10 protein-coding genes are annotated in these 13524 nt (G+C 32.3%); 6 read left to right on the top strand and 4 right to left on the bottom strand.

The window, feature by feature from the left end; genetic code table 11:
- Positions 1-18: 18 nt before the first annotated feature.
- From HGK31_RS13715 to ribB, 4 genes are read left to right on the top strand one after another with little or no spacing between them, the layout of a single operon-like run.
- Positions 19-2400, top strand: a complete 2382-nt coding sequence (locus HGK31_RS13715) for an FtsK/SpoIIIE family DNA translocase (RefSeq protein WP_191860810.1) — start codon at positions 19-21, stop codon at positions 2398-2400.
- Between the two features lie 13 nt (positions 2401-2413).
- A complete protein-coding gene (locus HGK31_RS13710) occupies positions 2414-3052 on the top strand; it encodes a LolA family protein (protein WP_104733965.1) in 639 nt (212 codons plus the stop codon).
- A 5-nt stretch (positions 3053-3057) separates the two neighbouring features.
- Complete coding sequence (locus HGK31_RS13705) at positions 3058-4875, top strand: LptF/LptG family permease (protein ID WP_191860809.1); 1818 nt, start codon at positions 3058-3060, stop codon at positions 4873-4875.
- A 32-nt stretch (positions 4876-4907) separates the two neighbouring features.
- Positions 4908-6059, top strand: coding sequence for a 3,4-dihydroxy-2-butanone-4-phosphate synthase (ribB, locus tag HGK31_RS13700; protein ID WP_191860807.1), 1152 nt, complete (start codon positions 4908-4910; stop codon positions 6057-6059).
- Here ribB and HGK31_RS13695 read toward each other — a convergent pair.
- The 3 genes from HGK31_RS13695 to HGK31_RS13685 all read right to left on the bottom strand — a co-directional run bounded on the left by HGK31_RS13695 (position 6056) and on the right by HGK31_RS13685 (position 9083).
- Positions 6056-7015, bottom strand: coding sequence for a hypothetical protein (locus tag HGK31_RS13695; protein ID WP_191860805.1), 960 nt, complete (start codon positions 7013-7015; stop codon positions 6056-6058). The two genes, ribB and HGK31_RS13695, sit on opposite strands and share 4 nt — an antisense overlap.
- 111 nt (positions 7016-7126) lie before the next feature.
- Positions 7127-8596, bottom strand: coding sequence for a T9SS type A sorting domain-containing protein (locus tag HGK31_RS13690; protein WP_191860803.1), 1470 nt, complete (start codon positions 8594-8596; stop codon positions 7127-7129).
- A gap of 37 nt (positions 8597-8633) precedes the next feature.
- Positions 8634-9083 (bottom strand): hypothetical protein, encoded by a 450-nt coding sequence (locus HGK31_RS13685; protein ID WP_191860801.1) that lies wholly within the window; start codon positions 9081-9083, stop codon positions 8634-8636.
- Between the two features lie 170 nt (positions 9084-9253).
- Here HGK31_RS13685 and HGK31_RS13680 point away from each other — a divergent pair, with 170 nt between their 5' ends.
- On the top strand, positions 9254-9820 hold the full coding sequence (locus HGK31_RS13680; protein WP_191860799.1) for an RNA polymerase sigma factor: 567 nt from the start codon (positions 9254-9256) through the stop codon (positions 9818-9820).
- Positions 9813-10523, top strand: a complete 711-nt coding sequence (locus HGK31_RS13675) for a tetratricopeptide repeat protein (RefSeq protein WP_191860797.1) — start codon at positions 9813-9815, stop codon at positions 10521-10523. The genes HGK31_RS13680 and HGK31_RS13675 overlap by 8 nt, the downstream gene beginning before the upstream one ends.
- Here the strand turns inward: HGK31_RS13675 and HGK31_RS13670 are convergent.
- Positions 10506-13523 (bottom strand): CHAT domain-containing protein, encoded by a 3018-nt coding sequence (locus HGK31_RS13670; RefSeq protein ID WP_191860795.1) that lies wholly within the window; start codon positions 13521-13523, stop codon positions 10506-10508. The genes HGK31_RS13675 and HGK31_RS13670 overlap by 18 nt on opposite strands.
- Position 13524: the final 1 nt, after the last annotated feature.

Here is a 13524-nt window from a genome sequence, read left to right as displayed (position 1 = left end):
AAATATAATACCTCGTGAATGGCGAAGAAAAAATCTAAATCCAAAAAAGAATCTAAAACAAAATTAAAAGCCCCAAGTTTTAAACTATCCAATCAGCAAAAGTTAGTTTTTGGTAGTTTTCTTATTATTTTGGGATTACTCTTATTTATTGCGTTTGTTTCTTTTTTCTTCACAGGAAAAGCTGATCAAAGTACACTTTCCGAATTTACTTCCAGAGGTGTCCAAACAGAGAACTGGCTAAATAAAACAGGTGCTTGGTTAAGTGATTTTTTTATACTTCGTGGGTTTGGTGTCGCCTCTTTTATTTTTGCAGGTTTAATTTTTACATCGGGAATTTACGTACTTACCAATACCAATAAATCCAGATTGCGTAAGCATTGGTTTTGGGGAACGTTAATTGTAGTTTGGTTTTCTGTATTATTTGGATTCTTCTCTGAAAAACTGGACATTCTGGGTGGAACAATTGGTTATGAAATCAATTTTTTCCTTCAAGAATATTTAGGCAAAATTGGAACAATCTTACTATTGATATTTGCTCTTATCACCTATTTAGCCATCCGCTTTAAAATGACGGCAGAAACATTTAAAAACGTGTTTGCTTCGGCTAAAAAAGATCTTAAAGAAAGTCTTGGTGAAACTGCTGAAACCAATAATAATGAACCTGTAATATCTCTTGATAATGACTTATCAGCTGAAGCTGAAGATATAAAAACTGCCTTTGATTTAACAAATGACAAACCAGAAGCCACAGAGATCACAGCACCCCAAACACCGAAGAAAACTGAAAAACCAATCAACAATAATGAGGATGAAGTTAAGATTGAAGTTGAGCATGTAGAAGAAGAACTATCAGAAACTGACAATCTAGCCAACAAGCTTGTTGAAGACTTTGGACAATTTGATCCTACTCTTGAATTAAGTAATTATCAATTCCCTTCTTTAGAACTTCTAAAAAAGTACGAAACTGAAGGTATAACTATCAACCAAGAGGAATTAGAAGAAAATAAAAATAGAATTGTAGAAACGCTCAATAATTACAAGATTGGGATTTCAAATATAAAAGCCACAATTGGTCCAACTGTTACGCTCTATGAAATTATCCCTGAAGCAGGTGTCAGAATTTCTAAAATTAAAAACCTAGAAGATGATATTGCCTTATCGCTATCAGCATTAGGAATAAGAATTATTGCACCTATACCTGGTAAAGGAACAATTGGTATTGAAGTCCCAAATAAGAATTCGACCATTGTTTCTATGCGATCGGTTATTGCCTCTCAAAAGTTTCAAAAAGCTGAAATGCAATTACCAATTGCCCTAGGAAAAACTATCAGCAACGAAACCTTTGTTGTTGATTTGGCTAAAATGCCACACTTATTAATGGCTGGAGCAACTGGTCAAGGTAAGTCCGTTGGTTTGAATGCCGTTTTAACATCTTTACTTTACAAAAAGCACCCAGCAGAAGTGAAATTTGTTTTGGTTGACCCAAAAAAGGTTGAATTAACACTTTTTAATAAAATTGAACGTCACTATCTCGCTAAACTACCAGATAGTGAAGATGCCATAATTACTGACAACACAAAAGTAATTAATACTTTAAATTCGTTGTGTATTGAAATGGACAACCGATATGAGTTGTTAAAAAATGCTTTATGTAGAAATATTGCAGAATACAATGCAAAGTTTAAGGCCAGAAAGTTAAATCCTAATGATGGTCATCAATTTCTTCCATACATCATATTGGTTGTTGATGAGTTTGCCGATTTAATCATGACAGCTGGAAAGGAAGTTGAAACACCTATAGCTCGTTTAGCGCAATTAGCACGAGCTATTGGAATCCACTTGATTATAGCAACTCAAAGACCTTCGGTAAATGTGATTACTGGTATTATAAAGGCGAATTTCCCTGCCAGAATAGCGTTTAGAGTAACTTCAAAAATTGATTCTCGAACCATTTTAGACGGATCTGGTGCTGATCAACTTATAGGTCGTGGTGATATGCTTTACACTCAAGGAAATGATATGATTAGAATTCAATGTGCCTTTGTTGATACGCCAGAAGTTGAAAAAATAACAGATTTTATTGGCTCACAAAAAGCTTATCCAGATGCTTATCAGCTACCGGAATATGTTGGTGAAGAAAGTGGCACAAGTCTTGATATAGATATTAACGATCGTGATGCGCTTTTTAGAGAAGCAGCTGAAATAATTGTGACAGCACAACAAGGTTCAGCCTCATTGTTACAACGTAAACTAAAATTAGGTTATAATCGTGCTGGAAGATTAATTGATCAATTGGAAGCTGCTGGTATTGTTGGTGGCTTTGAAGGTAGTAAAGCACGTCAAGTTTTGGTTCCAGATCTAGCTGCGCTCGACCAACTACTGGCAAACGAAGGACAATAAAAAAATAACAACGATGAAAAAAATAATTACACTTTTATTAATGCTAACATGCAGCATTACTTTTGCTCAAGATAATGAAGCCAAGACATTGCTTAAAAAGGTATCAGATAAAGTAAAAAGCTATGACAACATAGCTATAGATTTTAAATATGTATTGCAAAATATTGCTGAAAATGTAAACCAAGAAACACGTGGTGATGTTGTTATTCAAGGTGATAAGTATAAGCTAAACATTTTAGGCGTTACACGGATTTTTGATGGAAAAACATTGTACAGCATAAGTCCAGAAGATGAAGAGGTAACAATTTCAAGTGATAATTCAGAAGACGAAAACAGCATCACACCTAGCAAAATGCTTTCGTTTTATGAAGATGGTTACACGTACAAAATGGACATTGTTCAAAACGTGAAAGGAAGAAAAATTCAATACGTCAAATTAACTCCTATTGATTCAAACTCCGAAATTAAGCATATACTTTTAGGGATAGATGCTAACACTAACCATATCTATAATTTAATAGAAATTGGCAAAAATGGTATTCAAACCACCTTAACTGTTAATTCTTTTAAAACAAACGAACCATTATCAAAAACCTTATTTACCTTTGATGAAAGTAAGTATAAAGATTACTACATCAATAAATTGGATTAGGTAAATTGAAAATATTAGATAGATACATACTAACCACTTATCTAAAAACTTTTATCAGCGTGTTTGTCATTCTCATGCTGATTTTTGTATTACAGACCATTTGGCTTTATATCAAAGAATTAGCTGGAAAAGATTTAGATATCGTTGTAGTCGGAAAGTTTTTATTCTACTTCTCTCCTAAACTTATACCTCTTGTACTTCCGCTAACCATTCTTTTAGCTTCAATTATGGTTTTTGGGAATTTTGCTGAAAACTATGAGTTTGCAGCCATGAAGTCAACAGGCATTTCATTACAAAGGTCTATGGCAGGTTTAAGTATTTTTATAGTCTTGCTAGCCATTACTACTTTCTTTTTTGCAAATAATGTCATTCCTTGGGGTGAATATAATTCCTATAATCTACGTAAAAATATTCAGCAACTAAAACCAGCTATGGTTATTGCGGAAGGACAATTCAATCAAATTGGCGATGAATACAACTTGAAAGTAGCCAAAAAAAGTGGTGATAGAGGTCAATTCTTGGATCAAGTCATTATTCATAAAAAAACAGGAAAACGAACACCTGGAAACCATACAACAATAGTTTCTAAAACTGGGGAACTTGTAGGTGATGAAGATTCCAATATCTTAAAGTTCATTCTACACGATGGCTATTTTTATGATGACTCACCTCCTAGTGACCCCAAAGACAGGTCAAAATATCCAATGACAAGAAGCTACTTTGAAAAATATACTATCAACATTGATTTATCTGAACTAAACAACAAAGATCTTGACGAAAAGAACATTACTGATAAGTATAACATGCTTAACATTTCAGATCTAAATTATAGTATTGATTCCCTTAGAACCTCATTGGATAATGATTATAATGATTTTGCCAGTAGCCTATACAACCGTTCCAATTTACCAGTACTTAATACAGGAATTAAAGCAAAAAAAGATACAACTTATACGGGTGACGTATTAGATCTTTTTACTCATAAGAAAAAAACACAATTAATTGATATGTCTATCAATTCAATTAAGAGTTCAAAACAAATTATTGAAATAAAGGATAAGTATTTCCAAGAAAGAAATATTTGGCTTAATAAACATATTATTGCGCTTCATGAAAAATTAGCATTAGGTTTTGCATGTATAATTTTATTTTTTGTTGGTGCACCTCTAGGCGCATTAATAAGAAAAGGTGGTATTGGTTTACCAATGGTAATAGCTATTCTATTATTTTTAACCTATCATTTTATAGGGATTTTCGCTAAAAACAGTGCAAAAGATGGTAGTCTAAACCCTGTAATTGCATCGTGGTTTTCAACAGTAATTATGTTACCGCTAGGCTATTATTTAACCAAAAGAGCTACAGCTGATAGAGGCCTATTTGAATTTGACCATGTTTTTGAACCGTTAAAAAAATTATTTAGTACAAAAAACAAAAAAACGGATAGCGACATTGACATAGTACAAACATCAGACGCTAGCTTGAAATTTACTTCATTTTACAAAAACTATAAGGTTATAAGTAATATTGCTGTGATATTTTATTTTATTGCGACAATTACACTGATTTTGTTTTTTGTATTCAAGAACAATAAATTACCAGATTTTGCAGAAATGAGCATTCAATTAAGTCTTATTTCTTGGATTGTTTATATTGCTTATTTCTTTCAAGAGCGTACAACAATTTCGAAAATTTTTGAATTGGTAAAATCAAGACTCTACATAAATGGTGTTCTATCTAATATTTTAGCTTTGTTGTTTTATCCAGTTGTTCACTATGTAAGGCGAAACAAATTCAAAGAAGTCCTACCAAAAAGTATAAAATAAGCAATATCTTTGCAAAACTAATTTGTTATGATATGCTTAACACCACTGAAGAAGCTGTGAAAATTAAATTAAATACCATAGAAGAAGCCATTAATGACATTAGAAATGGCAAAGTCATTATTGTCGTTGATGATGAGAACCGTGAAAATGAAGGCGACTTTTTGGCAGCTGCCGAAAAGATTACTCCGGAGACCATCAACTTTATGGCTATGCATGGTAGAGGCTTAATCTGCGCGCCACTAACCGAAAATCGATGTAGAGAATTAGACTTACATATGATGGTTAATAATAACACGGACCCTATGGAAACCGCTTTTACGGTGTCGGTTGATTTACGTGGTAATGGTGTTACAACAGGAATTTCAGCTAGCGATCGTTCTAAAACCATTCATGCCCTTATAAATCCAAGTACCAAGCCATTTGAATTGGCTAGACCTGGTCATATTTTTCCACTTGTTGCCAAGCAAGGAGGTGTATTACGTAGAACTGGACATACCGAAGCTGCTATTGATTTCGCTCGATTAGCTGGACTAAAACCTGCAGGCGTCATTGTTGAAATTATGAATGAAGATGGGTCGATGGCCCGCTTGCCACAACTCATAAAAGTAGCAGAAAAGTTTGATTTGAAAATTGTTTCAATTGAAGACTTGGTGGCTTACCGCATGCAACACGATTCTCTTATTGAAAAGAAAGAAGACTTTGATATTGAAACGCGTTTTGGGCAATTTAGATTACGTGCTTATCACCAAACAACTAATAAACAGATTCATATTGCCTTAACCAAAGGCACATGGACTAACCAAGAACCTGTGCTAACTAGAGTTAATGCCACATTGGTTAATCATGACATTTTAGGAACTTTAACCAATAATGCTGATAAAAAGTTGGACGACATGTTTAATGTTATTAATGAAGCAAGAAAAGGTGCCATTATTTTCATCAATCAGCAATCACAGTCTATGAATTTACTAAAACGTCTTACTGCCTTAAAAGAATCTCAAACACCTGGTGAAGTTGTTAAAGCTCCTCGTATCGAAATGGATAGCAAAGACTTTGGGATTGGTGCACAAATTTTACATGATTTAGATATTCACAAACTGCGATTAATTTCCAATAGCGAGCAGACCAAACGTGTTGGTATGATTGGCTATGGTTTAGAAATTGTGGAGTACGTCAATTACTAATCTAGTATTTCAAAAACCTTAAATAAACCTTTGCTTTTAGAATTTGGGACTTCAGATATAAAAGCATATTTACCCGGTTTTAAATCGGCATAAAAATAACCGGTTCGACCTGCTGGCATATCGTTGACACCACCTAAAAATGTGACACCACTTGGAACTGGTGTTATTAAGCCTTTAGGATCTGCCCAATTCATCCAAGCTTCCAAAGCTTCTTCGCTTGCATTAGCGTCGAGTTTAACCAAATTAATATCATGCCAAATAAAATTTTCATGGGGTTTTTGATCTTTAACAAATACCGAGAATATTTGCTTGCCTTTTGTAATGGCTTTATCATAGCTAATTCCCTCTTCACCAGATAATGTGATATTAATTGTTGGTTCAGGCGGCTGGTTTCCACTGTCTTTGTCCAATACAATCAGTGGCTTTGCCATTCCCATAGATGTATGAAATTTACCATTAGGCATTTTTACATAACATTCCATTATGTAATAACCAGGATCTAATTTAACCGTAGTCGTTGCTGTATGTTTTGGTGCAATTAAGCCAGAGCCTCCCGAAAAAACTATTTTTCCAAACCATTCTGGCAGTTTACCAAAAGCAGCAAAACCTTCTTCAGATTTTCCCTCATTAATTAAATCCATACCTTCTTCAAAAACAGGTGCTACATCAGTAAGCGTGTTTTCAACAGTTTTACCTTCTGGATATTTATCTAATAAAAAGAAATGGGTTTCATTTGATAAATTTCTGTATTTAAAGGTGTTCCATCCTGATGGAATCGTATCCACACTTTGAAATTCCATACTTCGGGTTACAATTTCAATAACATTTTCGGGTTCTTGAATGGTTTCTTCAACTTCTATTATTTCCTCTGAAGCTGGTTCCGTTTTCTTATTATCATTTTTACAAGCAAGTACTAAAAATAGAATTAGAATGGGTAATAAAATTTTTGATTTCATGTTTTTAGTTATTTGGTTAATGTTTACTAAATATAATTAAAAAAGAGGAAAGACACTCAAAATGAGCAGCCTATCCCCTTTCTCCTCAATTAATTAATAGCATTTTTAATATTATTCGATAATTATTTTTTTTGTGATCACATTGTCATTTGATTCTAATTTTACTAAATATACACCTGATTTATAATCACTGACATTTATCTGATTTATAGCTGAACTTTGAAACACTAGTTTCCCTAAAACATCATACATCCTTACCGATTCAATTTGTTTTTTTGTTGAAATATTTAATATGGTTGAAACAGGGTTTGGGTAAACTTTAATAACATCGCTTATAAAATTATCATCAATTCCTAAAGTTTCAGCTTCTAATTTTACAACCCAAAAATCATAATTTCCATGATTTCCAGAAACATCATAATTATTAGAAGATGCACGTCCAGCAACAATATATCCTCCATCTGTGGTTTGATGTATTGAATTTCCAAAATCACTACTTCCACCTCCTAAACAATTCTGCCACAGTAAATTACCCGTATTATCTATTTTTATAGCCCAATAGTCAAAAACAAATGATCCAGGATTACCACTAACATCATTATCGTCGGAATTTGTTTGTCCTGTAATCACATAACCACCATCAGAAGTTAGTTGGATTTCATTAGCAAAATCATTTTGTGTACCTCCATAGTTTTTTTCCCATTCAAGCTCACCCAATGCATTTAGCTTTAATACCCAAAAATCCTGTCCACCATAATTATTTGTTACATTACCATCACTAGATTGTGTCATACCAGCCACTATATAACCACCATCCAAAGTTTGCCTAACAGACCTTCCGTAATCTGCATTTGTTCCTCCATAAGTGTATTCCCATTCAACATTTGATGAGGGGTCCAATTTTATTACTTTTAGATCTGGGGTCAACCCATAATGGCCAGTAACAATATATCCTCCGTCTGATGTTTGCTCTGCCCACCAGGCTTGAGCACCTCCAAAAGTGGTATTAGTCCAACCGCTTGCTATATCACCATTAGTGTCCAATCTTGCAACCCATATTCCACCATTTGAGCGAAACCCAGATGCAATAAAACCACCATCAGATGTTTGTGAAATACTGTGTCCGCGGTCAGCACCCATTGTTCCATATTTCTTTCCCCAAAGTATATTTCCATCACTATTTAACTTCACAATTAAAATATCATCATCACCAATATTTTCTCCATAGAAATCATCTGAATCAGACATACCAATTAAGATATATCCACCGTCTGTAGTTTGTTGTATAGCATAAGCTTCTTCATCTCCTATGGAACCAATACTTTTATCCCATTCAATAGTTCCTGTACTATTGAGCTTAACAACCCATATATCTCTACCTCCATTGTTTTCTGAAACATCTCCATTTACAGAAACAGTGTATCCAGCAACAATATATCCTCCGTCATCTGTTTGCCTAACAGATCTAGCAGCATCTGTTCCTGAACCTCCTAGAGATTTTTGCCAAGTAATATTTGGTTGAGCAAATGATACCCCAAAACTTAACATTAAAATAGCTGTCAATAAATATTTAATTTTCATCCCTTAACTGTTTTTGATTAATAGCATAAATGTTTTTTTACTGTCTTGTCCATTCTTGGTAATTGCCTGCGCCACCAGCATCTACAATAATCCAAATAACATTATCTGATTGAAAGTCTATAGTAGCACTGTAGTAATTATAATCACTCCCCAATTCAGAGTGTGTAAAATCACTAGTGTCATTAGTCACAATATTCATCCACTTGACATCATCAACCTCGAAACCAGAATCTATTGGATCAACGATAACACCATCATTGTCAGTAACTTCTATAACCATACCTATGTTACCTGTATGATTACCACCTGTACGTAGCCATGTCCCTTGTAAATCAGCAATGGTATAGGTTACGTTATTGTTGTTATTGTTATTTCCATTATTGCCATTGTTTTGTCCATTTTCAAATAAAGGGCTGTCCTCTGAACATGAAAATAATGTAATGAGCACGATGCATATAGCATGAATAAATTTTGATTTTGTTTTCATAATGATGTTTTTGATAATTAGATTTTCTGACTTTATTAATCTCTCTTAATACAATCTTTAGTGTACTTAAAAACAAAAGGTTAACATCATTCCTGAATTTTTAGTAATTTTCTTACTTTTAAATAACTTTTTTCAATTATTGGTTAACCTTTTACTTTTTTATTAACTAAATGAATAGACATACTGAAGAGCTTTTTACCAAAATTAGACAGGGCGACAGTAAAGTATTAGAAGCTATTTATGTAGATAATAGGTTAGCTTTTCTCAATTTTGGATTAAAATATAATTTGAATGAAGAGGCTCTATTGGATATTTATCAAGATGCCATTATTGCATTTGTTGAAAATGTGACCAATGGCAAAATAATAGCTTTAAACAGTTCAGTTAAAACTTATTTGTTTTCAATAGGTAAGTATATGATTTTCAAAAAACTAAAAAAGGAAAGTAAGTTAGAGACATTAGACCTTGATGATAAAAGACTAGAGTTGTCAATAAAATTAATTGATAATATTAATGACGAAACTGATAATGAACACAATAAGCTCATTGAACATTGTTTAGATAAACTAGGTTATCAATGCCAAACCGTGCTTAAGCTTTTCTATTATAACGGTTTAACTTTGGAAGAAATACAGAAGCATCTGGACTATAGTAATTACAATACCATAAAAAGCCAAAAATCACGTTGCCTCAAGAATTTAAAAGAATTGATTAATGATCATTTAAAAAATGAATAAGGAAGAATTAATAGCGAAATATATTCGGAATGAGTTATCAGAATCCGAAATAAAAGAGATTGAAGAATTACTAGATTCCGATACTCATTTTAAAGAGCAGTTTGAATTTGAAACGCAAATTCAAAAAGCAATTTATAGGCGTGAGCATAATAAAAATAAACAATTTTTAAAAGATATAGAAAGTAAGGTTTCTTCTAAAAACTCAAAAACAAATTGGTTTTTAATTGCTGCTTCAATTATACTGTTGGCTTCTTTAGGCTTTTATTGGAAACAGTACACTACAAGCCCTGAAAGGCTTTTTTCAAACTACTACTCAAAAGCCAGTAACACCTCACACCCTATTACAAGAAACCAAAACGATACTGATGAGCTGACAAAAGCTTTTATAGCTTATGAAAGAGAAGTTTATGATCAAGCTCAAAAACTTTTTAATAATCTTTATAAAACCTCAAATAATTCTGAATTATTGTTTTATGAAGGTATTTGCTATTTGGAAATTGGACAGATAGATAATGCTATTAAAACATTTTTAAAACACCAGAAGTTCAAAGATAAACTTCTAGGAAAAAGCAAATGGTACCTTGCATTAGCATACTTAAAGAACAATAACCAAATTGAGGCGCAAAATATTCTAGAAAAAATCACTAGTTCTTCCTCAAATTATAACTTTGAAAAAGCAAAAGAGTTACTTTCTGATCTTTGATTTTTTAAAATAAAACAAAGCCATTGCTGGAAATGCAAGTATTAACACCCAAAATAATTTATAATCTCTTTGTGGCTTAAACGGTGTGGTATTACCAGAAATCACAAAGCCAGACCAGTAGTAAGGATGTTTTAGTTCTTCATCAATATTGGAATTCAGATAATCTTTCTTTGCTAATTTTAAGGCTAAATCTTTTGGCTTGCCATCATTCAAGTATTTATAAAACAAAGTCATAAGCGTAGCTGTGGCTTTGTCATCAACTTTCCAAAGACTCATAACCGTACTTGGAACTCCTGCATAGGTAAAAGCTTTAGATATACTCTGTACACCCTCTCCATTAATAAAGCGTCCATTTCCAGTATCACAGGCACTCAAAACTGCTAAATCTGCCTTAAGAGCAGTATTATATAATGACCCAATTAATACACCGCTCTCTGCAAAATTCAATACCGATAATTCCGGAGTATCTATGTCTATGGTAGTATGTATCCCAAAATGCAAGACATTGTGTGATCGCAGATGTTCTAATAAATCATCTTGGTCTTTAATGTAGTAATCTGTTGCATGAACATTTTCTTTAATACCATTGATTTCTCTATCCAGTTCTGGAAGAAACCCTTTCTGGTTGAAATTATTTTTGTTTTGTGCTACAAAAATTCCGACATCAATATTTTTGATGCTACTTTGAACTTTTGTTTGTTCTAAATAAATTTTAAGACTATTTGAATAAGATAACGCATTCTTCGAATTGAAATAATCTGGCAGCAACACTTCAAAAGGTAATAAATTGAGTAATCCAGAATGGATAATTACAACATGTTCCAAGTCTGTCTTTATAATCGAATTAGCCAATTTTTTTAATAAATCTGGTATTAATACCTCGGAATTGAACGTGGAAATGGCGTCTACAAAATTTTTAATCTCTTTTGTAAAGTTGTCACCAATGTGTATTTTTTGTAAGTCTATTTGCTTGTTGGTAATAGTAAAAACATATAAATCTTCTTGAACAAGTATATATTTCACGACTGCTTCATTATATTGAAGCAGTTTTTTTAAGTCTTGTATATTAAAATCATTACTAGAAGACTTGGCATATTGAATGAAATTATCATGGATAAACTTTTGATGTTTTCGTAATTGATTATTTAAATCGGTTAAATGAAGCTTTAAAGTATCGGTATTTTCAATCTGTGATTGTTTTTCTTCATAGATACGCTCTTGATAATAATTGACAAGAGACTTCAACTTTTCTTCTTCTAACAATAAGCTATCCGGAACATTAATTTTTGCTTGATTACCATATAAGAATTTAGACCATTCCAGCTTGGAACTATTGTTCTCTATAGCTTCAACAGTTGTTTCCAATAATTGTGTAGATGGTTTTAATAAGGCGCATTTGAGTAAGCCTTCTTGAATCAATGTAAAGCTTTGATACAAGTTGTCATTAAAGGCGTCTCCTTTGTAAATTCGGTCAAAGAAACTTGAAGACAACTTATAAAGATTAATGGCTACCGTTAAAAACGCATCATTATTGGACACATTATACCAGTCCAAATATTGGTTAGCTACTTCAAGAATATTGTTGAGAATTTCGAAAGTATAAAACTCATTTAAATCACTAATTTCCAAACTAGCCAAATTGGATGAAGAATTTTGATTTTTTAACAAAGATGCAAAAGCAGTTTTAAACTGAATTTCTAATTGATCTTGAGTTAATGATTCTTTTAACAAGAATGATTTTTTGAACAATAAATTTAACTTGTCGTGCTTTGTTAACTCTTCGTTCTTTAGAATTGTTTCCATTAGCTCCAAAGCCTTTTCTTTCTTATTGTGGGCGACATACAAATCAAATAATTCAATTTGGTATTTTAAAGGCCTTATAAAATAGTCCTCTTTATATGTTTCTAGTAATAGCAAAGCATCAACAATTAGTTTCTCTGCTGTTTTAAATTCTATACTCGGAAGTTTTGCTTCAGTTAAATTCAAATTAGCTTTGCTTTCTATATTCCATCGATACTTGTCTAACGAATCTTTTAAAATTTCTTGGGTTTCGTCAATAAATTGCTTGGCTTTATCATAATCCTTGTGTTTTAAATACAGTTTTATGTAGCTCTCATTCATTAAAACCCGTTCTCTTTTGACTAAAGTAATTTTTTCAGTTTTTTTACGAGAATTAGCAACAGAATCAAAAAGTTCTTCTTTTTTGTATAAATAACTTTCTGCCAATTCTTGGTTACCATAGTTTAAATACCAATTTGCCAATTCCCCGTAAATGGTGAATTTTTGAAAAAAAGCGTCCTCTTCATTATAAATATTTGCCCAATAATTCTCTGACTCCTCCAATAATTTAAATTCCTCGTTTTTTAATCCTAACTTTCTGTAATTATTAATTATCCTATGATTATTAAGATAAACGTCCTTCAAATTTTTAGGATGATATTCTTTATAAAGCTTGAATGAGCGTTCATAATATTCATTGGATTTTTCAGGGTTATCTAATTTATTATTTATGAACCCTAAATCGTCTAATACATATAGAATCTCAATTTTATATTCTGGAAAAGTGTCTCGTAGAACTTCGTAATTCTTTTTCGCCTCAATTAATGCCTCTTGCCACTGTCCAGTATAACCATATTGATGATAAATTCTATTTAAAATTAAATGCCTAAAGAACAGCTTCCTGTCATCCTTTGAAACGATATTATTAACTAAACTGTAAGCCTGTTTAGAATGTTCAAGACCTTCCAAAATATTTTTTCTTCCTCCATTTGTTTCCAGAATACAAGATTTGGTATAATACCATTTGGCCTTTAAAAAGGATTTATAATGTGAAGTGTGATTCGGTTCATTTAACGCTAATTCTCTAAACTTTATAGATTCATCATACTCACCAATATTGTCCAGAGAATCAGCAATTGAAGTATTGGTAGTAATGATGCTTTCTTGAGAAAGCCCAAAAAAAGGCAAAAAATAAAAAAACAATATCCTTAAGTAACTCATT

This window comes from Hanstruepera ponticola, assembly GCF_012931685.1.
GTDB lineage: Bacteria > Bacteroidota > Bacteroidia > Flavobacteriales > Flavobacteriaceae > Hanstruepera > Hanstruepera ponticola.
The sequence above is the reverse complement of the archived record's forward strand: the minus strand, read 5'-3'. Positions and strand labels throughout refer to the sequence as shown.

What these genes read in the sequence shown, in the direction of transcription:
- HGK31_RS13715 (WP_191860810.1), top strand. Translation starts at nt 19, where the DNA reads ATGGCGAAGAAAAAATCTAAATCCAAAAAAGAATCTAAAACAAAATTA.
- HGK31_RS13710 (WP_104733965.1), top strand. Translation starts at nt 2,414, where the DNA reads ATGAAAAAAATAATTACACTTTTATTAATGCTAACATGCAGCATTACT.
- ribB (WP_191860807.1), top strand. Translation starts at nt 4,908, where the DNA reads ATGCTTAACACCACTGAAGAAGCTGTGAAAATTAAATTAAATACCATA.
- HGK31_RS13695 (WP_191860805.1), bottom strand. Translation starts at nt 7,015, where the DNA reads ATGAAATCAAAAATTTTATTACCCATTCTAATTCTATTTTTAGTACTT.
- HGK31_RS13690 (WP_191860803.1), bottom strand. Translation starts at nt 8,596, where the DNA reads ATGAAAATTAAATATTTATTGACAGCTATTTTAATGTTAAGTTTTGGG.
- HGK31_RS13685 (WP_191860801.1), bottom strand. Translation starts at nt 9,083, where the DNA reads ATGAAAACAAAATCAAAATTTATTCATGCTATATGCATCGTGCTCATT.
- HGK31_RS13680 (WP_191860799.1), top strand. Translation starts at nt 9,254, where the DNA reads ATGAATAGACATACTGAAGAGCTTTTTACCAAAATTAGACAGGGCGAC.
- HGK31_RS13675 (WP_191860797.1), top strand. Translation starts at nt 9,813, where the DNA reads ATGAATAAGGAAGAATTAATAGCGAAATATATTCGGAATGAGTTATCA.
- HGK31_RS13670 (WP_191860795.1), bottom strand. Translation starts at nt 13,523, where the DNA reads ATGAGTTACTTAAGGATATTGTTTTTTTATTTTTTGCCTTTTTTTGGG.